The sequence below is a fragment of the Streptomyces aurantiaciflavus genome (assembly GCF_049808595.1).
In the GTDB taxonomy this organism is placed as follows: Bacteria; Actinomycetota; Actinomycetes; order Streptomycetales; family Streptomycetaceae; genus Streptomyces.
In genome coordinates, this window is sequence record NZ_JBNCAQ010000012.1 from 154,709 (window position 1) to 176,849 (window position 22,141).

21 protein-coding genes are annotated in these 22,141 nt (G+C 69.9%); 13 read left to right on the forward strand and 8 right to left on the reverse strand.

Annotated features, from left to right (window positions below; translation table 11 throughout):
- Positions 1-61: 61 nt before the first annotated feature.
- On the reverse strand, positions 62-754 hold the full coding sequence (locus tag ACPT94_RS16710) for a TetR/AcrR family transcriptional regulator (protein WP_360340414.1): 693 nt from the start codon (positions 752-754) through the stop codon (positions 62-64).
- Positions 755-1,004: 250 nt separating this feature from the next.
- Here ACPT94_RS16710 and ACPT94_RS16715 point away from each other — a divergent pair, with 250 nt between their 5' ends.
- The gene (locus ACPT94_RS16715) at positions 1,005-1,487 is read left to right on the forward strand and encodes a GNAT family N-acetyltransferase (RefSeq protein ID WP_360340411.1); all 483 of its coding nucleotides are present in this window, start codon (positions 1,005-1,007) and stop codon (positions 1,485-1,487) included.
- A 111-nt stretch (positions 1,488-1,598) separates the two neighbouring features.
- On the opposite strand, the gene ACPT94_RS16720 is transcribed toward ACPT94_RS16715, so the two are convergent.
- Positions 1,599-2,147, reverse strand: coding sequence for a YciI family protein (locus ACPT94_RS16720; RefSeq protein ID WP_360340408.1), 549 nt, complete (start codon positions 2,145-2,147; stop codon positions 1,599-1,601).
- A 151-nt stretch (positions 2,148-2,298) separates the two neighbouring features.
- On the opposite strand from ACPT94_RS16720, the gene ACPT94_RS16725 reads away from it, so the two are divergent.
- Positions 2,299-2,757, forward strand: a complete 459-nt coding sequence (locus tag ACPT94_RS16725) for a GNAT family N-acetyltransferase (RefSeq protein WP_360340405.1) — start codon at positions 2,299-2,301, stop codon at positions 2,755-2,757.
- 223 nt (positions 2,758-2,980) lie between these two features.
- Here ACPT94_RS16725 and ACPT94_RS16730 read toward each other — a convergent pair whose 3' ends face one another.
- The 3 genes from ACPT94_RS16730 to ACPT94_RS16740 form a co-directional block, all read right to left on the reverse strand.
- Complete coding sequence (locus ACPT94_RS16730) at positions 2,981-3,607, reverse strand: CAP domain-containing protein (protein ID WP_425246169.1); 627 nt, start codon at positions 3,605-3,607, stop codon at positions 2,981-2,983.
- A gap of 743 nt (positions 3,608-4,350) precedes the next feature.
- On the reverse strand, positions 4,351-4,842 hold the full coding sequence (locus tag ACPT94_RS16735; protein ID WP_360340399.1) for a flavin reductase family protein: 492 nt from the start codon (positions 4,840-4,842) through the stop codon (positions 4,351-4,353).
- Between the two features lie 168 nt (positions 4,843-5,010).
- Entirely contained in the window at positions 5,011-7,545 is a 2,535-nt protein-coding gene (locus ACPT94_RS16740) for a patatin-like phospholipase family protein (RefSeq protein ID WP_425246170.1), read from the reverse strand.
- Positions 7,546-7,687: 142 nt separating this feature from the next.
- Between ACPT94_RS16740 and ACPT94_RS16745 the strand changes: the two genes are divergently transcribed.
- Both ACPT94_RS16745 and ACPT94_RS16750 read left to right on the forward strand, forming a co-directional pair.
- A complete protein-coding gene (locus ACPT94_RS16745) occupies positions 7,688-8,281 on the forward strand; it encodes a TetR/AcrR family transcriptional regulator (protein WP_360340393.1) in 594 nt (197 codons plus the stop codon).
- A gap of 145 nt (positions 8,282-8,426) precedes the next feature.
- Positions 8,427-8,708 carry a hypothetical protein gene (locus tag ACPT94_RS16750; protein WP_360340390.1) on the forward strand — a complete coding sequence of 94 codons (282 nt, stop codon included), beginning with the start codon at positions 8,427-8,429 and terminating at the stop codon, positions 8,706-8,708.
- A gap of 31 nt (positions 8,709-8,739) precedes the next feature.
- Here ACPT94_RS16750 and ACPT94_RS16755 read toward each other — a convergent pair whose 3' ends face one another.
- Positions 8,740-9,171 carry an SRPBCC family protein gene (locus ACPT94_RS16755; protein ID WP_360340387.1) on the reverse strand — a complete coding sequence of 144 codons (432 nt, stop codon included), beginning with the start codon at positions 9,169-9,171 and terminating at the stop codon, positions 8,740-8,742.
- Positions 9,172-9,253: 82 nt separating this feature from the next.
- On the reverse strand, positions 9,254-10,003 hold the full coding sequence (locus tag ACPT94_RS16760; RefSeq protein WP_360340384.1) for a PP2C family protein-serine/threonine phosphatase: 750 nt from the start codon (positions 10,001-10,003) through the stop codon (positions 9,254-9,256).
- Between the two features lie 374 nt (positions 10,004-10,377).
- Here ACPT94_RS16760 and ACPT94_RS16765 point away from each other — a divergent pair, with 374 nt between their 5' ends.
- The 6 genes from ACPT94_RS16765 to ACPT94_RS16790 all read left to right on the forward strand — a co-directional run bounded on the left by ACPT94_RS16765 (position 10,378) and on the right by ACPT94_RS16790 (position 16,931).
- On the forward strand, positions 10,378-11,520 hold the full coding sequence (locus ACPT94_RS16765; RefSeq protein WP_425246171.1) for an acyltransferase family protein: 1,143 nt from the start codon (positions 10,378-10,380) through the stop codon (positions 11,518-11,520).
- A gap of 408 nt (positions 11,521-11,928) precedes the next feature.
- Positions 11,929-12,879 (forward strand): polyamine ABC transporter substrate-binding protein, encoded by a 951-nt coding sequence (locus ACPT94_RS16770; RefSeq protein WP_360340378.1) that lies wholly within the window; start codon positions 11,929-11,931, stop codon positions 12,877-12,879.
- The gene (locus ACPT94_RS16775; protein ID WP_425246172.1) at positions 12,879-13,760 is read left to right on the forward strand and encodes an ABC transporter permease; all 882 of its coding nucleotides are present in this window, start codon (positions 12,879-12,881) and stop codon (positions 13,758-13,760) included. The genes ACPT94_RS16770 and ACPT94_RS16775 overlap by 1 nt, the downstream gene beginning before the upstream one ends.
- The gene (locus ACPT94_RS16780) at positions 13,760-14,527 is read left to right on the forward strand and encodes an ABC transporter permease (protein WP_360340372.1); all 768 of its coding nucleotides are present in this window, start codon (positions 13,760-13,762) and stop codon (positions 14,525-14,527) included. The genes ACPT94_RS16775 and ACPT94_RS16780 overlap by 1 nt, the downstream gene beginning before the upstream one ends.
- Positions 14,524-15,651 (forward strand): ABC transporter ATP-binding protein, encoded by a 1,128-nt coding sequence (locus ACPT94_RS16785; protein WP_425246173.1) that lies wholly within the window; start codon positions 14,524-14,526, stop codon positions 15,649-15,651. The genes ACPT94_RS16780 and ACPT94_RS16785 overlap by 4 nt, the downstream gene beginning before the upstream one ends.
- Positions 15,639-16,931, forward strand: a complete 1,293-nt coding sequence (locus ACPT94_RS16790; RefSeq protein ID WP_360340366.1) for a glycosyltransferase — start codon at positions 15,639-15,641, stop codon at positions 16,929-16,931. The genes ACPT94_RS16785 and ACPT94_RS16790 overlap by 13 nt, the downstream gene beginning before the upstream one ends.
- Positions 16,932-16,973: 42 nt before the next feature.
- Here ACPT94_RS16790 and ACPT94_RS16795 read toward each other — a convergent pair whose 3' ends face one another.
- The gene (locus ACPT94_RS16795) at positions 16,974-17,666 is read right to left on the reverse strand and encodes a glycoside hydrolase family 11 protein (protein WP_360340363.1); all 693 of its coding nucleotides are present in this window, start codon (positions 17,664-17,666) and stop codon (positions 16,974-16,976) included.
- 520 nt (positions 17,667-18,186) lie between these two features.
- On the opposite strand from ACPT94_RS16795, the gene ACPT94_RS16800 reads away from it, so the two are divergent.
- The 3 genes from ACPT94_RS16800 (at position 18,187) to ACPT94_RS16810 (ending at position 22,016) form a co-directional block, all read left to right on the forward strand.
- Positions 18,187-20,034, forward strand: coding sequence for a peroxidase family protein (locus ACPT94_RS16800; protein WP_425246174.1), 1,848 nt, complete (start codon positions 18,187-18,189; stop codon positions 20,032-20,034).
- A gap of 141 nt (positions 20,035-20,175) precedes the next feature.
- Positions 20,176-20,430 (forward strand): EF-hand domain-containing protein, encoded by a 255-nt coding sequence (locus tag ACPT94_RS16805; protein ID WP_360340677.1) that lies wholly within the window; start codon positions 20,176-20,178, stop codon positions 20,428-20,430.
- Positions 20,431-20,537: 107 nt separating this feature from the next.
- Positions 20,538-22,016 carry a glutamate-cysteine ligase family protein gene (locus ACPT94_RS16810; RefSeq protein WP_425246175.1) on the forward strand — a complete coding sequence of 493 codons (1,479 nt, stop codon included), beginning with the start codon at positions 20,538-20,540 and terminating at the stop codon, positions 22,014-22,016.
- Positions 22,017-22,141 lie beyond the last annotated feature (125 nt).

Below are 22,141 nucleotides of genomic sequence, written 5' to 3' on the forward strand. Positions count from 1 at the left end.
TCGTGGGACGGGCTGTTCTTCTACGGCGGCGGGAGGAAGCGGGCGCTGCGCCGCTGCCGGATCAGCTGTCGCGGCGGTGCCGCGGCGGTGCGGAACCCTCCGGCGGGACGGGTGCCTGTACCGGGTCCACCGCCTGGATGAGCTGCCGCAGGGCGCCGTAGTAGACCTCGTGGTCGGTCACGGCGGGCACGATCGCGGCCAGGTTGCCGGTCAGCGCCGGGAACTCCTCCGGGTCGAGCGCGGCCAGCGCGGTGCGCATGACCGCCTGAGCGGCCTTGGCGTCACGGTGGTCCACGAAGCCGGCGCTGCCGAGGGTGAGCAGGTACATCCGCCGGTACGCGGTGATCGCCTCCTGGGGAGTCATTCCGGCCGCGAGGCTGTCGGCGAGCTGCGGCTCGACCAAACGGGCCAGCAGATGGGGTCCGAGCCAGGGCCGCGTGCCGCGCAGGGCGAGCAGCCCCGGATGGGCCGCCAGCAGCCGGTAGAGCGCGGTGAACCGGATCTCGGTGGCGGTGGCCCAGTCGGTGTCCGACCCGATCTCGGGCAGCTGGGCGGCCAGGTGGTCGAGGCACAGGTCGAGCAGCCCGGCCAGGTCGACGCAACGGCGCTGGAGCGAGGCGAGGGAGATGTCCAGTCGCGATGCCAGCGCACGGAAGGTCAGAGCCTCGGGACCGCCCTCGTCGACGAGAAGGAGTGCGGTTTCGGCGATGCGGTCCGGGGTCGCGCGGTCCAGTGAAGGAGAGTGGCGGGGCATACGAGTCATCGTACGGTACGGCGTATCGAAACCCGCTTCTGTCGGAGCCCGCCCGTCGATCTCGCCGTCGTCGACAGCGCCGGGCACCTGCGGACCGGCCGGCGCCGCGCTGCACGGGATCACCGCGAAACCGACGCGAAACCGACCTTCACCAAGGAGCCGCTGTCAGCCCGATCGACCAGGTTGAGCACGTCTGGGTTTCGGAGGTGCCCGGGCCGGGGTGTCAGTGCCGGCCGATAACGTCACGTCCATGAGTGATCAAGGACAGGCAGTGGTTGTCCGCAGGGCTGAGCACGCGGACATCGGCGGGCTCGTCGCGTGCAGCAGCGCGTTGTTCGCCGAGGACGCCGGGACTCGGGATCCAGGCGTCGACGTCGACTGGCCTCGACAGCACGGGCCCCGGCGTTTCGCCGCCGGCATGGATGATCCACACCGGCTGTTGCTCGTCGCCGACTGTGACGGCGAGGTCGTGGGACACCTCGTCGGTGTGCTGGGGGACGCGTCGGAGATGAAGCCGGTGAAGGTCGCAACGCTGCTGAGCATGTACGTGCGCCCCGAGTTTCGCCGTAGCCGGACCGGAGGGCGTCTGGTCGCGGAGTTCCTCGGCTGGGCGAGGGAGAAAGGGGCCGAAGCCGCGGAGGTGACGGCCTACTCGAGCAACGCCGACGCACTGCGGTTCTATGAGCGCAACGGCTTCGCGCCCCAGTCGGTGACGTTGCAGACGTTGCTGTAGCCGCCGAGCCTGGTGATCCGGCGGGCGCTCGCCGGCCGGATCACCCCTTCCCCGGCGGACGGTCGCAGCCGTGGAGCCGAAGCCTCGGGCACGGGCGCCGGTCCGGGTGGGTCACCGCCGCCCGCCGAACTCCCAGTCATGGACCTCGATGTCGGCGTACCGGTCCGGAGTCAGAACGGCGCGTGCCGTCTCCGCGTCCGTCGCCCGGAGCAGCACCGCCGTACCCAGCCAGGTGGCGCCGTCGTCGGACAGCAGCGGTCCGTACGCGATCAGCTCGTCCCGGCCGGGCGGGACCACGAGGTCGGCGGCCTGCCCCGAGCCGAGGCCGAGCACCAGGTACCGGTTGCCACCACCGCGGCCACCGGGGAAGTCCCACATGGTGCGCCCCAGCATGTTGCGCCGGCGGCGCAGCAGCACGTCCCGGTACGCGCCGGCCTGGTAGTTGGGCTCGTCGAGGGCGAACGCGCGAGCGGCAGTGGAATCCGGCAGGTCGACGATGTGCACGCTGCCGGTGGGCGTGTCACCGTCGGCGGCCAAGGTCGGACCGCGAGCGATCATCTCCGCCGCGTACCGGTCCATGTAGGACCAGTGCTCTTCGAGCAGTTCGTCGCGCAGCGGGAGGGAGCCGGGCCGATCGCGGTGGTAGCAGAAGAACTCCATGCCCGCAGAGCCTTTCCGACGTACGCCGGCATCTCAACGGACTTTCGCGACGACGGACGGTGTGGAGGGTTCCGCGACGTCGACTTCGGTGCGCTCACCGCGTCCGCCGCGAGGGACCGGCGGAAGCGGACCGCGCGGTAGTCTGACGATCATGGCGGACTGGGAGATTCGGCCGGCTTCGGTGGCGGACGTCGAGGCCGTGGCCGAGTTGCGGGCCGTGGTGTTGCGGGCGGATCTTGAGCGGCTCGGGCGATACGACGAGCGGCGGGTGCGGCAGCGACTGCGGGACGGGTTCACGCCGGCGCACACCTGGGTGATCGAGGTGAGCGGCGCGTTCGCCGGCTGCGTGTCGCTGCGGCCGGCCGAGGGCGCCCACTGGCTGGAGCACTTCTACCTGGCCCCGCATCTGCAGGGCAACGGCATCGGTGCGGCCGTGCTGCGCGCGCTGCTGGAGCGGTGCGACCGCGATGGCACCCTGGTCCGGCTGAACGTGCTGCAAGGCAGTGCGGCCCGGCGGCTGTACGAGCGGCACGGGTTCACGCTCGAGAGCGAGGATCCGGTGGACGTGTTCATGGTGCGCGAGCCGGCAGTGGCCTCGCGTGACACATGAAGGAGTCGCCGGTCCGGCCGTCGCCCGCTGCCGCTGGGATCGAGTCACCATCGGCGGACTCCCGCTCGACCGCTCCTGCCGCCTCACGAGTGGCCGACCGGATTGCCCCGCTTGATGCCTGCCTGTTCGGCTTTGACACACGGGCTCTGTCCGACGTCGTGCGACGCGGTGAGCCCCACGGGGCGAGCCGGCCGGCCACAGTGAGCCAGGTCCGCCCGGGTCGTCAGCGGGCCGTGCCGAAGTCCTGCGTCCAGTAGTCGTCGGGCTGCGCGAGGCCGACACCGATCTCCTTGAAAGCGCAGTTCAGGATGTTGGCCTTGTGGCCGGGGCTGGACATCCAGGCCGCCATGACCTTCTCGGGGGTGGCGTATCCGTAGGCGACGTTCTCGCCGTAGGTGCTCCAGTTGTAGCCGGCACCGGTGATCCGTTCGCCCGGGTTCGACCCGTCGGAGCCCGTGTGCGACATGTTCTGGTGGCTCGCCATGTCCGCGCTGTGCGCCTGGGCGGCCTTGGAGAGCTTCGCGTTCAGGGTCACCGCGGAGCAGCCGGCCTTGCTGCGCTCGCTGTTGACCAGGGCCACGACGCGAGCCACGGCTGCGGATGCGGGGGCCGCCGCGCTGGGGGCGCTCGGCGTCGCGGAGGCGGACGCGGTGGGCTGAGGGGCCGCCGTCGAGGCCGGTGCGGTAGCCGTCGGCGAGGCCGGCGCCGAAGGCTGCGCGGTCGGCTCGCCGCCCTTCCACCGGTGGCTCTGGGACGCGTTGGCCCAGTTCTTCCACCGAGCGTGGGAGTCGTTCTTCCACTTGGCGGAGGAGCCTGCGCCCTCAGTGCCCTGATCGTTCGCACAGGCCATGGCAGCGGACGGTACTGCCAGCGTGCTCAATACGACGGCGGCGATGGCTATATGCCGGCGACGCGACGTTCTGCGGTGCTTGCTCATGCGGACCTCGCTCGGTCGGTTCGAGTGCGCCTCCGATGGGCTCGGCTTTACACGGACGCTGTGATGGACGCTGTGCTTGACCTGCGGTGACGCCTTCTGGGGGCCGTCATTGTTGAACCCGGGCGAGCGAGCGGGCAACGCGGGTTCGCCACTATCCGGCCTCGTACTCGGCGGGTTCCCTTGAATCGGGCACAGGGTTGTGCTGACCCGCCCACCGGTGAACCCGGCAACGCCTCACACACCGTCAGAAGAGCGCCCTCGGGGGGCGGTCGACAGGAAGGGCGTCGACCGAATTCTCACGATTAGATCATGTGCGCTGTATGTCCGCTTCCGTGCACCGCATCCCCTATGCCGCCCACGGATGACGTACTACCGAACAGCGTTGATACGGGAAGCCCGCGTGACGCATGTCACGAAGAACGACTGCAACCCTTTCCCGATGCGGGGCGCCCGCAGCCCGGTCGCACTTCACAGACCCGGCCTGTCAGCCCAAAAGGGACGACCTGACCCATGCCACCGTAACGGGTTCCGAGCAGCGATCCGCCCGCCGATCCGCCGCACCGCGCCGGCAGGGCGCCACCACACCGCCCGCCCCGTCCTCCCTCGCGGATGCAGGGCAAAGCGGCCGCAGGCATGGATGCCCCCGGCCGCCCGGGTCAGTCGATCGGGTGCCCCGGGTCGATCGTGAGGGCGTCCGCAAGGCGCAGCAGCGGCCCGCCGTCGTCCTTCTCCTGCCCGCCCGACTGCACCGGGTCCAGGACGAAGCCGACGTGGTCGCCCCCCTCGACGTGCTGCTCGACCCTGCCGACGAACCAAGCGAGCGCATCCTGCAGGACGACAGCCCCGCCGTGCCCCTGTGTCCAGCGGACGTGCGCGAACTTGTCCACCCGGTCACCGGTCTCGCCGCCGAACAGGGCAGCCAGCTCGAACTGCTGCCGTGTCAGCAGATGCACGGCGAGGAAGTCGGCGCGACGGGCCACCTCATAAGTCCGGTTCACTTTCGACAGCCACACCACGAACCGCACCGGCCGCATGGAGCACTGCGAGGCGAACCCCACGAGACAGCCCGCCCGCTCCTCGCCCGCCACCGCCGTCACGATGCACAGATCGGGGTTCAGCCGGTCGATGAAGGGGTCCATGTCCGCCATGCCCATCCTCCTCACGCGCTGTGGCATCCCTCCGCGTACCCGGCGATGCCGCGCCGAGACACCCTCGCCACGCCCCACACTCTGCCTTCCAGCAGCCTGTGAGGCACCCGGAAACGGGGCCTTCCGGACGCACACAGACGCACCGCGAGTCACTGGCCCTCCGCACTTTCAGAGGATCCCGGCACTCCCGGCAACGCGAGGAGCGATCGGGGCCTTCGTGGTGACGTCGTAGGCTCCGGCTTCGAACTGTGCCAGGCGTCGGCGCATTCGCCCCGTCGACCATGGCCAGCTGAAGCTGTTGAGGCCGTTGTCGTCTAGGTAGTAGCTCAAGCAGCCGCCGGCGTTGTAGACGGTGGAGGGCAGCGCCTGCTGGACCTCGGCTCTGAAAGCGGCCTGGACCTCGGGGCGCACGTCCATACTGGCCCAGTCCGCCGACCGGGAGTGGCGTACCGCCGCGGCCACGTACTGCAGTTGGGCTTCGAGCACCATGAAGGCCGAGGAGTGTCCGGTGCCGAGGTGCGGTCCGAGGAGGATGAACGCGTTGGGAAAGCCGCTGACGGTGGTGCCCAGGTAGGCGTCGGGGCTCCCCTTCCAGTGGTCGTCGAGGCTCGCGCCGTCACCGTCGAACACGCGGCGGGCGACGGGCATGTCGAGGATGTGGAATCCGGTGCCCAGGATGATGGTGTCCACTTCGGCGGTGCTGCCGTCCGCGCCGACGACCCGGTTGCCCTGGACGCTCTCGACCGCGGTGGCGTGGACGCTCACGTTGGGTCGGGTGAGCGCGGGATAGTACGTGTTCGACAGCAGCAGGCGTTTGCAGCCCAGGGTGTAGTCGGGGGTCAGCGCTCGGCGAAGCTGCGGGTCCTTGACCGTTGCCCTGAGATGCAGGTCCCCCACCTTCTGCACCGCGCGCAGGAGGGCTGGGTGCCGGAACCCCACTCCCAGCGTTTCCAGCGCCGCGTACTCCGCGGTGCGCAGAGCTCGTTGCGCCGCCGGGAAGCGTCGCATGAGGAGGCGTTCGACGCGCGGCACGTGGTGGTCCGGTTTGGGCAGCACCCACTGGGCCGTGCGCTGGAACAGATGCAGCCGGCTCACCAGCGGCTGGATCGCCGGGACGAACTGCACGGCCGACGCACCGCTGCCGACGACGGCCACGCGCGCTCCTTCCAGCTCGTGGTCGTGGCGCCAGCGAGAGGAGTGGAAGACCTCCCCGGGGAAGTCGGCCAGGCCGGGGATGTCGGGGGTCAGCGGCTCGTGCCAGGGGCCCGCGGCCGCGATCAGGAAGCGGGCGGTGTAACGGTCGCGGGTCGTCTCGACGTGCCAGCGGGCTTCGTGCGGGTGCCACTGTGCCCGTGTGACCTCGGTACCGAAGCGGATGAGTGGCGTGATCCCGTACGCGGCCGCCGTGTTCTGGAGGTAGGAGCGGATCTCGGCCTGGCCGGCGAAGGCGCGCGTCCACTCGGGGTTGGGCGCGAAGGAGTAGGAGTACAGGGCGGACGGGACGTCGCACGCGCAGCCCGGATAGGTGTTGTCCCGCCAGGTGCCGCCGAGGGTGTCCGCCTTCTCCAGGAGCACGAGGTCCCGCACGCCTGACCGCCGCAGCGTGACAGCGGCGCCGATGCCGGACATCCCACTGCCGATGACCAGCACCTCCACGTCGTGGGTCTCGGAGGTGCGAGCTGCCTTCGGGGCTTCAGGTCGCGGCCGGTCGGGCTCCTGCCGGGGCGCGGGAAGGCGGGGGCGTGGCACGGCTGTCGGGAGGGCGTCGCGGACAACGGTCCGTGTTGTGCGCAGAGATGTCTCCAGCACGGCCAGACGGCGCCGGGGGTCCATGAGGTTGCCGCCCATCGTGTTCAGGTCGGCGGCTGTGGGCTCGATGCGGATCACACGGGTGCCGGCCCCCCGCAGCACGGCACACTCGGCGTTCAGGGTGCGGGTCATGACACGGCGTAAGGCAGCCTCGGCCCGGCCGGGTCCGCTGCGACGTCCCGGAGCGACGGAACTCATCGGCGCCACGACGTACACCTCGTCGAGTCCACGGGGCACCAGCAGATCGGCCGAGGTCGGGGAACTGATGCCGCCGTCGGCGTAGAGGCGGCCGTCGATGCGCACCGGCGGGAACCATCCGGGGATCGCCCACGAAGCGCGGAGCGCGTCGCGCAGGGCGGCCTCCGGGGCCTCAGGGTGCCCGAGGAGTCGGCGTCGGCCTGTTTCCAGATCGGTCGCCACCAGCCAGGTCGCGGGGTGGGGGACCCATGCGCCATCGGGCGCCAGGTGGTCGGCCAGGGCCGCCAGCCATGCGGCATCGCCGCGCCCTCGTGGCAGCAAGCCGGACAGCCCGGTCAGTGCGGGGACACCACCTCCCAGCGCCCGCCGTGCCAGCCGTGGTGATCCGAGCAGAAGCGCCGGCCGCGGGGGCGTACGGCGGGGCGGATGCGCGAAGTGACGTGCCAGTTCCGGGCGGGCGTCCTCAGCGGCGATCTGCGCCGCCAGCAGCTCCGACACACCGATGCCTGCGCCCAGCATCGCCGCCACTTCCGCCCCGGCCGAGGTTCCCACCAGGACGTCGGCGCTCCGCAGGTCCCATGACACGGCCTGCTGCAGCGAGTGCAGGGCGCCGATCATCCAGGCGGTGCCGAGGGTGCCCCCGCAGCCGAGGACCAGGCCCCGGGAAGGAGCAGTTCGCGTGCCGTTCGTGGTCACTGAGCTCTCCGTCCGTTCAAAATACCGACGAGATCTGGATACTAGCGGTATTCGTAATCGAGGACAGCCCAGGGCGGAGATAGGATCCGAGAGCTCCAAGGCTTCAGCGGAAGCCGTGCAGGACGGACAGGGGAAACAGGACATGGCCCGCCTCAGCCGCGTCGAGAGTCAGGAACTCACTCGCGAGCGGCTGGTCGCCACCGCACGGACCCTGTTCCTGCGGAACGGCTACGCGGCCACCTCTCTCAGTGACGTCGCGGAGACGGCCGGCTACTCCAAGGGCGCGGTCTACTCCAACTTCCGCAACAAGGACCACCTCTGCCTCGCCGTCCTCGACGACATCCGCGCGGAGCAGCTGGCGCTGCTCACGGACTCCGTCATGGGCGACGGCCCGGCCGACGACCGCCTCGCCGCCTTCACCGCATGGGGCGAAGCGCATATAGGCGACGAGGCCTGGACGACGTTCGAGGTCGAGTTCCTCACCCGGGCCCGTCACGACGAGGAGCTGCGACAGGAGATCACGGCTCGCGTCGAGATGATCCGGAACGTGCTGGCCCAGCTCCTCGAAACTCTGGCCGAGGAGTTGGACGCCCGCTTGACCATGCCCGCCGACCGGGCCGCGACGACGCTGCTCAGCCTGGGCATCGGGCTGGGAATCCAACGGGTCGCCGACCCCGCCGTTCCCACGACGGTCCTCACCGACACCCTGCGTCTCATCCTGGGACTCACCCCCTGAACAGGGGACGTGTGACCTCAGGTGGGGTCCGCGGCGCGCAGACCGGGTACCGGCCCAGCCGGCCCACTCGCCGGAGGGGCGGTCCGCCAGGACCGCCCCTGAGACCCACCCGGCTCAAGGCGGCGCGGGCGCCTATTGTGGAGACATGGGCGGAATCGTCGTCGTGTACGAGTTCGACAAAGCGATGGCCAAGCGCTCCTCCTCAGGGACAGCGGCTGGTGAGGGACGTTCCGTCCGCAGGGTGCACGCGGCGCCCTCCGCGCCGGGGGCGCCCGCCGTGACGGGGCCGCGGACTCTCTGCGGCAAGGACACCTTCGCCATGGAGACGGCCTCCTGGAAGTCCTTCGAGCATCCCGGTGCGCCCTGGTACCCCGCGCAGTACGCAGCCGTGGTCTGCGCCGACTGCGATGCCGTGATCGAGACCTGACCGCCCGGCGTCCTCCTCGGCGTTCCACCGCTCAACGGCCTTGTTCCACACACTCCTTGAAGTGCTCCAGGTCGCTGCGGACGAGGCGTTCGATCGCGTTCGCCTGGGCGAATCCCTTCGGCCCGCCGAAGGTCTCCCTGACCGTGTCGGGGTCGTACTCGAGCCGTGCCTGGACCCGGGTGCTGTTCCGGTCGATCGACTGCAACGAGAAGGAACCCAGCAGTTCGGGGGCGCCGGTGGTGTGCCACTCCATCACGCGTTCCCCTGTGCGGTCGGAGACCTCGGCCTCCAACTCCCGGACCTGGCCGCCGGCTTCGACGTCCAGACGCGCTCGGCCGCCCGCCTCCGTACGGGCCTCGCGCACTCCTGCCACGAAGCGCGGATAGTCCCCCACCCGGTGCAGGCCGTCCCAGGCCTCGTCGATCGGAACTCCGACGTCGACGTGTTCTTCGAGGGTGCTCATGGTCCACCTCCATGCTCGGCTCACGACGCATGGCCTTCTACGTCCAGTGTGCGCGCATCGCCGCGACCACGACGGCGAGGACCTACTCGTCCCCGACGCGGACGACCGCCAGGGTGATGTTGTCGGGGCCGCCCGCCTCGATGGCGGCCTTCCACAGCTCGAAGGCCGCCCGGCCGTCGTCGTGCTCCCGCATCACCGCGTCGAGCACGTCCTCCGTCACCGGGTCGGTCAGACCGTCGGTGCAGATCAGGTAGCAGTCGTCGGAGGACAACGACACGGCCGCCACATGGGGATGTATGGGACGGTAGCCGGGCACACCGCCCAGGCACTGGGTGACAAGGGACGTGGTGCGCTGCCCGGGTCGCAGCGGGGGACTGTCGTCCACACTCACCTGGCGCAGCCCGTCGCGGGAGGCCGCGTAGACCCGGCTGTCCCCCACGTTGAACACCAGCAGCGAGCCGGACTGCACGACGACGCCGGCGAGGGTCGTCCCCATGGTCGCCAGTTCCCCTCCCTCGTCGCCGCCCGAGGCCTCGTACACGGCGCGGTTGCAGGCGATCAGGGCGTCACGGACAGCGCCCTCGCTGCTCAGTGCGGGGCCTCTCGCGGCAAGCCAGCGGGCGGCGAGGGCGCTGGCCACGTCGCCGCCGGGCTGTCCGCCGAGCCCGTCGGCGACGGCGACGGCAAGGGGCGTCCCGAGCGGGAAGACAAGGGTCTGCGGATTCTCGGTCACGGTGGCGCACAGGGTCCACGGGCCGACGGCGAGGCTGTCCTCGTTCCGCTCACGGAGCAGCCCCGGATGACTCAGCGCACTCACAGCGACGTACCGCACGGAATGCCACCGCCCTCCCGCACCGGGCTCACCCCCGGAGATCGGGCTCCTCGTCCAAGTCTAGTGCCGCGGCAGGCAACGTTTGCCCGTTGAGGAGCGGGGTCCGGTGCGTGCTCTCGGTGTGCCGGCCGGAAGCCCTCGTACTGGATGTACTTGGGCTTTCGGCCGGTGCGGCGAGAGGGCGTGCCGGGCGTCGCGACGGGGCGAACGTTGCCTGTCGCGGCACTAGGTCGCTCCCCGCTCACGCGGATTCCTGGAGGACGACCGCCGGCTCGATGGACGCCCACCGTGTTGATCAAGGTCGGTGCTATTCTCTGCTGCTCCTCCGTGCGGGAGAGCCGCCAACCACGGCGTCCAACGGTGAAGGATCATCATTGACCTCCATACCGGGAGCCGGGCGTGACCGGCTGCCCTCGCTGACCGGGCTGCGTTTCTGGGCGGCTCTGCTCGTCGTCCTGTACCACCTGTCCCGTCAGGTCGGACCGGTCCCCGGACTCAGCGAGACGGTCTGGTACGGCCGCAGCGGTGTGACGTTCTTCTTCGTGCTCTCGGGCGTCGTGCTCGCCTGGACCTATGACGGCGCGCGGGTGCCCGCACGGGTCTTCCTGTGGCGGCGCTTCGCCCGGATCTGGCCGCTGCTCGCCGTCAGCACCGCCTTGTCGGTCGCCGTGTGGGCGGTCATGGACCGTGCCGTGTCGCTCAAGGCGGTGGCCGCGACCCTACTGCTGGTGCACGCCTGGTTCCCGCAGCCGGTCATGTTCACCGGGGGCAACCCGGCGGCCTGGTCGCTCAGCGACGAGGCCTGGTTCTACCTCACCTTCCCCGCGCTGCTGGCACTGTTCGCGGGCCGGCGCGCCCGGGTCTGGGCATGGACGGCGGTCGCCGTCACCTGCGCTGCCCTCGTCCTGTGGGTGGCCCTGTCCGGCCTGCCCGCCACCACGCGCAACTGGGCACTCGACTACCTGCCGCTGACCCGCTTCCTGCAGTTCGTGCTGGGTGTCGTGGCCGGGCTCGCGCTCAAGCGCGGCCGGCGGCCTCCCCTGCCCCTGCCGGTGGCCGTCGCGCTGGTCATCGGCTGGCACCTCGCGCTGATCCCCTGGTCGAACGCGGTACCCGACGCGCTCTGGTACAGCCCGTACAACGCCTCGCAGTGGCTGTCGGCGCCCCTGTTCGCCGCGCTGATCTGCGCCGCCGCCCGGGCCGACCTCGACGGTCGGCGCACCGGGCTGGGCGGGCCGTGGATGATCCGGCTGGGGCACTGGTCGTTCGCCTGGTACCTCATCCACGAGATCGTGATCCGGGCCGCCGTGTTCGAGTGGGGCAAGCCCGCCCCGGGCAGCGACACACTGGTGTTCTGGGCAGGTGTCCTGGTGGTCAGCCTGGCCGCCGCCGGTGCGGCCTACCACTGCGTGGAGCACCCTGCCGAGCGATGGCTGCGAGGCCGCCGCCCGGGCCGGTCCTCCGGGGCCTCCGTCCTCCCGCCCACCGAGCCCGACCGGACCATGACCAGCCGGTGAAGGCGTCTGGATGATGTTCCCCCGCGACCGCGATCAGTGAGCGCGGGGCCACGTCACCGGCGGCGAGCGAGGCGGCCGTCGGCATGATCCGGCGGTCTTGCCCGGTATTCGTTCATGGTGCGACACTTCGGAACCGTTGCCTGCCCGCGAACCTGTCGGTGCACCAGGCACTGCCCCGCACAACCGGCTGACGTCGAGAGCGAGGGAGTGGGTGTGTTACGCACGCGAAGACCGTTACGTACGCGGATACGTACGCGAAGGTTCAGGCGGGGTCCCGGCGTCGCGGCCGCGGCCGTCCTCGCCCTGGTGCTCGCCGGCTGTGGTGGTGGCGGTGAGCCGGCGGGCAGTGGCTCTGCCTCCCCCGCGAAGCTCGACCCACAGGCGGATCTGAGCAAGCAGCGGCTCACGGTGTCGAACTGGGACGGCTATATGCCGGAGGACCTGCCCGCCCGGTTCAAGGCCTCCGTCGGCCCGTCCGTCACGGTCACGAAGCACGCCACCAACGAGGAGATCGTCGCCAGGCTGACCGCCGCCTCCGGCAGCGGTGTCGACGTGGCGTTCGTGTCGGGGCAGTACGCGCAGGCCCTCGCGGCGCAGGGTCTGCTCGAACCCATCCACCGCGACCTGGTCCCCAACCTGAAGAACCTCGATCCGCTGGCGTCCCGGCTCGCTCACGACAAGGGCAACCGGTACTCCGTCCCTTACACCTGGGGCACCACCGGGCTCTGCTACCGCAAGGACCTCACCGGCTACACCCCCGACAGCTGGAACGATCTGCTGAAGCCGCGGGACGGGCTGAAGAAGAAGATCACCATGCTGAAGACCGAGCGGTGGCTCTTCCTCCCGGCGCAGAAGGTGCTCGGCTACTCCGTGAACACCACCGACGGGCAACAGCTCGCGCGGGTCAAGGAGTTGCTGCTGAGCGCCAAGAAGGGGCTCCTCGCGTACGACGACACCACGTTCGGGGACCGGCTCAAGTCCGGGGAGGCGGCGCTGGTGGAGGCCTGGGACGGCTGGTGCCCGACCGACGACGAACGGATCGGGTTCGTCGTGCCGAAGGAGGGCAGCGACCTGTGGGCCGACACGATGGTCGTCCTGAAGTCGTCGAAGAACAAGGAGGCGGCGCACGCCTTCATCAACTACGTCCTCGACGCGAAGGTGCACTCCTGGGTCGCGTCGAACATCTTCTACAAGGTTCCCAACCCGGCGGCCATGGCGGAGATCGATCCCGCCCTGCTCAAGCGGTATCCGGCCCTCGCCATGACGGCTGAGGAACTGCTCGAGGGCGAGTCCGTCGTCGACCTCGGGAGCGCCTCGGCGGACTACACGCGGATCGTCACGGAAGTCACCGCGGGCTGATGAGCGGCGGTCTGCTGAAGGCGGGCTCGGCGGTGCGTGCGCGAGCCCGCCTGGCTCTCATCGGTCCGGGTTTCTCGTACCTGGTCGTCCTGCTGGTGCTGCCGCTGGCCCTCGTGATCGGCTACAGCGTCTTCCGGCGGGGCCGGTTCGGCGGGATCGCGTACGAGGACGGGCTGACGAGTGACAGCTTCGCGAGGCTCGCCGATCCCCTGTACGTGGGCGTCCTCACCGACTCGCTGCGGATCGCGGGCATCACCACGCTGCTGGCGCTCGCTCTCGGCTATCCGACGGCGTACGCGATCACCCGGCTGCCGGCGCGATGGCGTACGGTCGCCCTGGTTCTGGTCGTGCTGCCGTTCTGGACCAACTTCCTGATCCGTACGTACGCCTGGATCGTGCTGCTGTCCAGCGAGGGCGTGGTGAACAGCGCCCTGACCGGCATCGGGCTGATCGACCGGCCGCTGGAGCTCCTGTACACCGAGACGGCCGTGGTCCTGGGGCTGCTCTACGCCTATCTGCCGCTGATGGTGCTGCCGCTGTACTCGGCGATCGAGCGGGTCGACCCGCGGCTGCTGGAGGCCTCGGCCGATCTGGGCGCGCGCCCGGTCCGTACGTTCGTGAGCGTGACGCTTCCGCTGACCCTGCCCGGTGTGCTGACCGGCTGTGTCTTCGTCTTCGTGCCCAGTCTCGGCAACTTCGTGGTGCCCGAACTGCTGGGCGGCGGGCGCACGGTGATGGTCGGCAACCTGATCAGGGATCAGTTCCTGAGCGCGCGGGACTGGCCGTTCGGTTCGGTACTGGCCCTCGCTCTCATGGCGTTCCTGGTGCTGCTGCTCATGGCGCAGGCCTGGGCGGGGCACCGGCTGGGGGGTCGTCGCTGATGCGCCGGCTGGGGGGACTGCCGTTGTGGCTGACGTACGTGTTCCTCTACACGCCCGTCGTCGTGCTCGTGGTGATGTCGTTCAACCGGTCCGAGAGCCCTTATGAGTGGGGCGGGTTCGGGACGGGCTGGTACGGCACGCTGGTGCGCGACGACGAGGTGCTGCGGGGTCTGGCCAACACGGTGATCGTGGCCGTGGGGGCCACCGGTCTGTCCACCGTCCTCGGCACACTGCTCGCCGTGGGCCTGGCCCGCCACGCGAGCCGGTCACGGCTGTTGCAGGCCCTGTCTGTGATGCCGGCCGTTCTGCCGGACATCGTGCTGGCGATCGGCCTGCTGGCCTTCTACTCGCTGATCTCGGCGACGCTCGGCCTGCACTCGGTCCTGCTCGCGCACACCGTGTTCGGCCTGGCCTTCGTCACGGCTGTCGTACGCGCCCGGATCGCCCACGTCGACCCGTCGTTGGAGGAGGCCTCACGCGACCTCGGCGCGGGCGAGGTGACCACGTTCCTCCGGGTGACCCTGCCGACGCTCGCTCCGGGGATCGTGGCGGGCGCGCTGCTGGTGTTCACGCTCTCGCTCGACGAGTTCGTCATCGCCTTCTTCACCGCCGCGCCCCAGGATCCCACGCTGCCGATCGTCGTCTACTCGATGATCAGGTTCGGGGTGACCCCGGAGATCAACGCGCTGGCGACCCTTCTGCTGGCGGTCAGCTTCACCGCGGTGATCGCCGCGCAGCGGGTGAGCCGGCTCACGGAGGCGCTGTGAGTACGGCGCCGGCCCTGGTGCGGATCGGGGGTGTGAGCCGCAGGTTCCGGGACACCGTGGCCCTGGACGGCGTCGACCTGGACATCGCGGCGGGTGAGTTCTTCGCGCTGCTCGGCCCCAGCGGCTGCGGGAAGACGACGCTGCTGCGCATCCTCGCCGGGCTGGAGCATCCGGACAGCGGCACGGTCACCCTCGACGGGCGGGATCTGCTGGGCGTGCCCGCGCATCGGCGCCCGGTCAACCTGATGTTCCAGTCGTACGCCCTGTTCCCGCACATGAGCGTGGAGAGGAACATCGCGTACGGGCTGGCCCGGGAGCGGTTGCCCCGGGCCGAGATCCGCGAACGGGTCGCGGCGGTCCTCACCACCGTCGGGCTCGGCGCGGAGGCGCGGCGCATGCCGCACCAGTTGTCCGGCGGGCAGAGGCAGCGGGTCGCGCTGGCCCGCGCGATCGTCAAGCGGCCCCGGCTGCTGCTGCTCGACGAGCCGCTGTCGGCGCTGGACAAGAACGTCCGCGCGGAGATGCAACTGGAGCTGAAGCGGCTCCAGCACGAGGCCGGCATCACCTTCCTCGTCGTCACGCACGACCAGGAGGAGGCGATGTCGCTCGCCGACCGTATCGCCGTCCTGGACCGGGGGCGGGTCCTGCAGGTCGACACCCCCGTCGGGCTGTACCGGCGTCCGCGGGGCAGGTTCGTCGCCGGCTTCGTCGGCTCCAACAACCTCTTCTCCGGGCGGCTGCTGGCCTCCGGCGGGCTGGAGGTGCCGGGGGTCGGTGTCCTTCCGGCTCCGGTCGGCGCGGAGTCAGGAGCGTCGGCGGGGGCCTCGATCGTCGCCGTACGCCCCGAAGGCGTCCGGCTCGTCGCCGTGGACGCGCTCGGCCCGGAGGGCACGGACGCTGTCCTGTACGGGACGGTCCTGGACGTCAGCTTTCACGGCGGCTCCTCACGGATCGCGGTCACCGTCCCCGGTCTGGAGACTCCGGTCCTGGTCACCACGTCGGGTCCGGCCACGGTGACCGCGGGCACCCGCGTCGCCCTGTCCTGGGATCCGGACAGCGCGGTCCTGATCGAGACGGAAGAGACGAACCGAAAGGTGGGTGGACAGACCCCGTGCGACCCCTGACGATCCTCTTCGCACCGGAGAGCGCGTACGGTCCGACGAACAACTGCGTGGGCATCGGCGACGTCCTGCGCCGCCGGGGACACCGCGTGGTGTTCGCGGCCGAGGCGTCCTGGAAGGGCCGGCTCACCGCGCTCGGTTTCGAGGAGGACCTGGTCGACCTGGCTCCACCGCCCGAACAGCCCCAGGACGCGGGCCAGTTCTGGAAGGACTTCATACGGGACACCGCTCCCGAGTTCAGGAAGCCGACGATCGAGCAGCTGGGGACGTGGGTCAAGCCGGTCTGGGACGAGCTGATCTCCGGCGCCCGGTACTGCGAGCCGCAGCTGAAGGAGATCGTCGACCGGGTCCGCCCCGATGTGATCGTCGAGGACAACGTCGTCTGTTTCCCCGCGCTCACCACGGCGGGCGTGCCCTTCGTCCGGATCGTCTCCTGCAATCCGCTGGAGGTGAAGGGCGAGCACGTTCCCCCGCCCTTCTCCGGGTATCCGGTCGACGACCGCACCGGCTGGGCCCGGTTCCGCGCCGAGTACGAGCGCACGCACCGCTCGACATGGGCCGCCTTCGACACCTGGGTGACGGAACAGGGCGCACGGCCACTGCCCGACCTCGAGTTCGTCCACGAGGGCGACCTCAACCTCTATGTGTATCCCGAGATCGCCGACTACACCGACGCGCGTCCGCTGGGCACCGGCTGGCACCGGCTGGACTCCTCCGTCCGGGAGACCGACGAGGAGTTCACCCTGCCGTCGGAACTGGCCGACCCCCCGGGCGGTACGGACGGCAGCGCGCTGATCTACTTCAGCCTCGGCTCGCTCGGCTCCGCCGACGTCGACCTCATGCGCAGGGTCATCGCCTCGCTGGCGCGCACCCCGCACCGCTACATCGTCTCCAAAGGCCCGCTGCACGACGAGATCGAGCTCCCGCCCACCATGTGGGGCGCCGAATTCCTGCCGCAGACGCGGATCCTCCCGCTGGTCGACCTCGTCATCACCCACGGCGGGAACAACACGACCACCGAGTGCTTCCACTTCGGCAAACCGATGATCGTGCTCCCGCTGTTCTGGGACCAGTACGACAACGCCCAGCGGGTGACCGAGCTCGGCTACGGCGTCCGGCTCGACCCGTACCGTTTCACCGACGACCAACTGCACGACGCCCTGACGAAGTTGCTCGGCGACACCGAAATGCGCGCCACCTTGGCCAAGGCCTCGGAGACCATCCGCGCCCGCGACGGACTTCGTACGGCCGCGGATCTGATCGAGCGGGCCGCGGCGGGCTGAAGCCGGCTGGACGCAGGCGCGGTGGTCCGGTGGGACCTGGGCTCAGCCGGTCACCGTGATGGTGGAGTTTCCGCTGCTCCGGTAGCCCTCCGTCGCGAGGATCATGTAGTAGCGGAAGCTGCCCAGTGCCATTCCGGCGCGGGCCCAGGCGTCGAAGTGGTTGCCGGTGGTGATGGTTCCGCCGGTCTTCTTCGCTCGCCGAACGCTCCAGTACTGGTTGAAGGTTCGCACGCCTTCGACGGAGGGGGCGTTGTACCGCGTCGTCTGATAGATGTCGTACGTGCCGCCGTCGCTGGTCACGGCTCCCTTGTACGTTCCCGTGGGCCGGTAGGTGCCCCAGTTGTCGACGATGTAGTACTCCACGAGCGGGTTCGACGTCCAACCGTAGAGGGTGAGATAGCCGTTGCCGGAGGGGTTGAAGCTGCCCGAGTACTGCACCGTCCTGCGTCCGCCGGTGCTCCAGCCCTTGCCGCAGACGAAGTTGCCGCAGTTGGTCCAGGAGGTCCGGTAACTGCCGCCGGACGCCAGGGTCATGGCGACCGAGCCGCCGCCGTCGGTCCAGAACGAGTAGTAGAAGCCGTTGTTGGTGCCGGTCTGGTTCGTGGTGATGGTCGTGTCCGCGTGGGCGGTGGCCGGTAAGAGCAGTCCGGACGCGGGGGCCAGGACGAGAGCGCCGGCGCCACCGAGGAGACTCCTGCGGCTGATCCGGCGGGCGGTTGCGTCGTCCTCGTGCATGCTTCCTCCTCGTGACGGGGGGTGGGGGGCCGAGCACCGTGGGGCTGTCGGTGCGGTCAGTGTTGGATCGGCCCGCAGGACTGTCAACAGTTTCGGCATGGATTACGAAAGGCTTCTCGGAGACGAGGAGCGCCATGAGTTGCATTGAAGCTGGCCAGAGGCCCGTTTTGCCGATCATTCTGGAATCATTGGCGGAATACTCGATTCGGCCATTCGTAATCCAGGGTCAAATCGTCGAATGTTTCGGAACACCATTCCGATCGTGCCATTCCGATCGTGCCGCAAGCACCGACGCCCGCGACGGGGCCGCCCCGTACGGCCGGCGCGTGAAGGCGCCGACGTCCGCCCACCGTCGGCCTTTCGATGGTCTCGACCAGACCCACCTCGGGGTGCAGGTGAGCGAGAGTTCCCATAACGTGTTATTTGGAGGGTTTTCAGGGGGTTCTTCTCTCGTATCCGTCTCGCCAACTCCGCCCACGGGAAGCCGAAGTGACGGCGGGGCTGCCCAAGGAGTATCGCGATGAGCAAGCAACGACGTGCCGCGCGGCGTTCCGCGGCCGGGTACCGTACGTCATTCCTCTGGCGGATCGTCACCCGCGGTGCCGAATTCGTCGACCGGCGCGTCGGATGGGACAGGTTGCCCGTCCTTCCCGGCCTGCTGACGCTCCTCGGGCTGCGGGTCAGGCTGCGGCAGAAGAACCTCCACGACACCGGTCGGCTGCCCTCGGTGAATCTGCCCGATCCCGCGCCGCCCTCCGAGAGTCACAAGGTCAACCGGACCGCCGACGGCAGTCACAACGATCTCGGCGAGCCCCGGATGGGCATGGCGGGCACCCGCTTCGGCCGGAACATCCCGCTGGACCGGATCGCCGCGACCACACCGCAGGAGGTCCTGTCCCGGCCGAATCCTCGGGAGGTCAGCCGCGCCCTGCTCACCCGTGACGGTCTCACCCCGGCCGAGTCGGTCAACTCGCTGGTCTCCGCCTGGCTGCAGTTCATGGTCCGCGACTGGTTCAGTCACGGGACGAGCCCCGCGGAACGGCCCTGGGAGGTGCCCCTCATGGAGGACGACCCGTGGCCGGAGCATCCCATGCGGATCATGCGGACACCGGACGACCCGACCCGCGACCCCGATGCGCCCGCCGGGACGCCCGACACCCGCGTCAATGTGTCCTCCCACTGGTGGGACGCCTCACAGATCTACGGGACGAACGAGACCGAGCAGCGCCTGATGCGCACCGGCGAGTCGGGCAAGGTCCATCTGTGGGACGACGAGCAGTCGCCGTTCCCCTCGGACCCTTCGCGCGACCCCTCGCGGGTTCCCGGCTTCTGGCTGGGGCTCGCCATGATGCAGAACCTGTTCGCGCGCGAGCACAACGCGATCTGCGACCACCTGCACGGCGTCTACCCCTCGTGGAACGACGAGGAACTGTTCCAGCGCGCCCGGCTCGTCAACGCGGCTCTCCTCGCCAAGATCCACACGGTGGAGTGGACACCGGCCGTGATCAGTCATCCGACCACCGTGACGGCGCTGCGCGCCAACTGGTGGGGCCTCGCGGGCGAGCGCGTCCACCAGTTGTTCGGCCGGGTCAGCCGGAGCGAGGTCATCAGCGGCATCCCCGGCGGCGCTACGGACCACTACGGCGTCCCGTACGCCCTCACCGAGGAGTTCGTGGCCGTCTACCGCATGCATCCGCTGATCCGCGACGAATGGCATCTGCGGTCCGCCGACGACGACGCGACCCTGCGTCACTGCACCCTGCGGGACATCTCGGGGCCGGGGGCGCTGAAGGTCCTGGAGACCACCGGCATGGCCGATCTGCTCTACAGCTTCGGCACGCTCCATCCCGGACTGGTCACCCTGCACAACTTCCCCAGGTTCCTGCAGGAGTTCGAGCGTCCGGACGGGCATCTTCAGGATCTCGCCGCCACCGACATCCTGCGCTCCCGGGAGCTGGGTGTCCCCCGCTACAACGAGTTCCGGCGGCTGCTGCGGCTGAAGCCCGCGGGGAGCTTCACGGAGCTGACGGGCAATCCGGCGTGGGCCGAGGAGGTCGAGCGGCTCTACGAGGGCGACATCGAGAAGGTCGACCTGATGGTCGGGCTGTACGCGGAGAAGCTGCCGGCCGGCTTCGCCTTCAGTGACACGGCGTTCCGCGTCTTCGTCCTCATGGCCTCCCGTCGGCTGAACAGCGACCGCTTCTTCACGGAGTACTACACCCCTGAGGTGTACTCCAAGGCCGGCATGGCCTGGATCGACGACAGCAGCATGACCACGGTGCTGCTGCGTCACCACCCGGAGCTGCGTACGGCTCTCGCCGGGCTGACGAACGCCTTCCTGCCGTGGCACACCGCGGGCGGACGGTGAACCGGCACCGACGCGGTGGGCCGGACTCCCCGCCCGTGTTGCGGGACGCGGGGAACCGGGGCGGAGCGGGAGGCGTTGTCGTCCGTGAGTGAGGCGGTCCCGTCCGGACCGCCCACCGGCCGAAGGGACGGGGACGACGTGGTGAGTGACAAGGCCCGGAAGCTGTTCGAGGCGCTCGACCTCGACCAGAACGGGACCCTGACCCGCGAGGAAGTGATCATCGCCTTGCGGACGAAGGGCCCGTCTCTGGCCGCGTCGGGGGTTCTGCCGTTCTGGGGGCTGGGGGACGTGGATGCCTCGTCCGCGCTGTTCGACGCCGCCGACCAGAACGGGGACGCGGTCCTGACCCTGGAGGAGTTCGCGGCGGTGGTGGACCGTCGTTTCGGCTGGCGCTGACACACCGGCGGCGCGGCCGCCCGCCGTCACCGCGGCGGGCGCCGTCCCGCCTGGTCAGGGGCGGCCGGTGGTGCGACGCTGGAGTGGAGAGGAACCCGGGAGGGCCGATGGGACGCGACGTCCCGGCACTGGTCTTCACCCGCGAGGACCGCCGCCGGTACCGGAACAAGATGCAGGAGTGCCTCGACGCGTTCGCACAGATGCTGCGCGAGGCACGGTTCGAGTCCGAGCGGCCCCAGGTGGGGCTGGAGATCGAGCTGAACCTGGTCGACGACGAGGCCGAGCCGGCGATGCGCAACACCGATGTGCTCGAAGCGATCGCCGATCCCGCCTGGTCCACCGAGCTGGGCCGGTTCAACCTCGAGATCAACGTGCCGCCCCGTCGTCTGACGGAGGGCGGCCCCGACGACTGGGAGTCCGAGATCCGCGCCGCGCTGAACCACGCCGAGCAGCGTGCCGGTTCGGTCGGCACGCATCTGATCACGATCGGCATCCTGCCCACACTGCGGCAGCAGGACGTCGTCGAGGGGACGCTGTCGGAGAACCCGCGCTACCGGCTGCTCAACGACCAGGTGTTCGCGGCGCGGGGCGAGGATCTGCTGATCGAGGTGGACGGCGCCGACCGGCTGCGGACCTACGCGGACACGATCACTCCGGAAGCCGCGTGCACCAGTACCCAGTTCCACCTTCAGGTGTCCCCGGAGGAGTTCTCCGGCTACTGGAACGCGGCGCAGGCGATCGCCGGGGTCCAGGTCGGGCTGGCGGCCAACGCGCCGTTCCTGTTCGGCAAGGAGCTGTGGCACGAAACCCGTATCCCGCTGTTCGAGCAGGCCACCGACACCCGCCCGCAGGAGATCAAGGTGCAGGGGGTGCGGCCCCGGGTGTGGTTCGGAGAGCGGTGGATCAACAGCGTCTTCGACCTCTTCGAGGAGAACCTGCGCTACTTCCCGGCTCTGCTGCCCCTGTGCGACGAGCAGGATCCCGCGGAGACGCTGGACCGGGGCGACGTCCCCGAACTGGCCGAGCTCACCCTGCACAACGGCACGATCTACCGCTGGAACCGCCCGGTCTACGCCATAGCCCACGACAAGCCGCACGTACGCGTGGAGAACCGGGTGCTGCCCGCCGGCCCGACCGTGGCCGACACCCTCGCCAACGGCGCCTTCTACTACGGGCTCACCCGCGCCCTGGTGGAGGAGGAGCGGCCGGTGTGGTCACGGATGTCCTTCTCGGCCGCCGAGGACAACCTGCACGCGGCGGCCCGGCACGGCATGGAGGCACGCCTGTACTGGCCCGGGATGGGCGAGGTTCCGGTGCCCGAACTCGTCCTGCGGCGTCTGCTGCCCCTGGCGCACGGGGGGCTGGAGCGCTCCGGCATGGACGCGGCCTGGCGGGAGCCGTTGCTCGGCATCATCGAGCAGCGGTGCGTCACCGGCCGCAACGGAGCCGTCTGGCAGAAGGAGATGTTCCACCACCTGGTCACCTCCCTGCATTCCGGCCGTCACGAGGCCCTGCGGCGCATGACGCTGCTGTACATCGACTACATGCATCTCAACGCCCCTGTCCACACGTGGCCGGTCGACTGAGGGGGCCGTTCTGAACCTCACGCACGCGTGAGCGCCGCGGCCGCGAAGGAGCTGCCGGCCGCCGTGCGGGCGGCCGGTGTGGCCGATCAGGTGGCGCTCCACGGGTGTGCGCCGCAGCGTCCGCT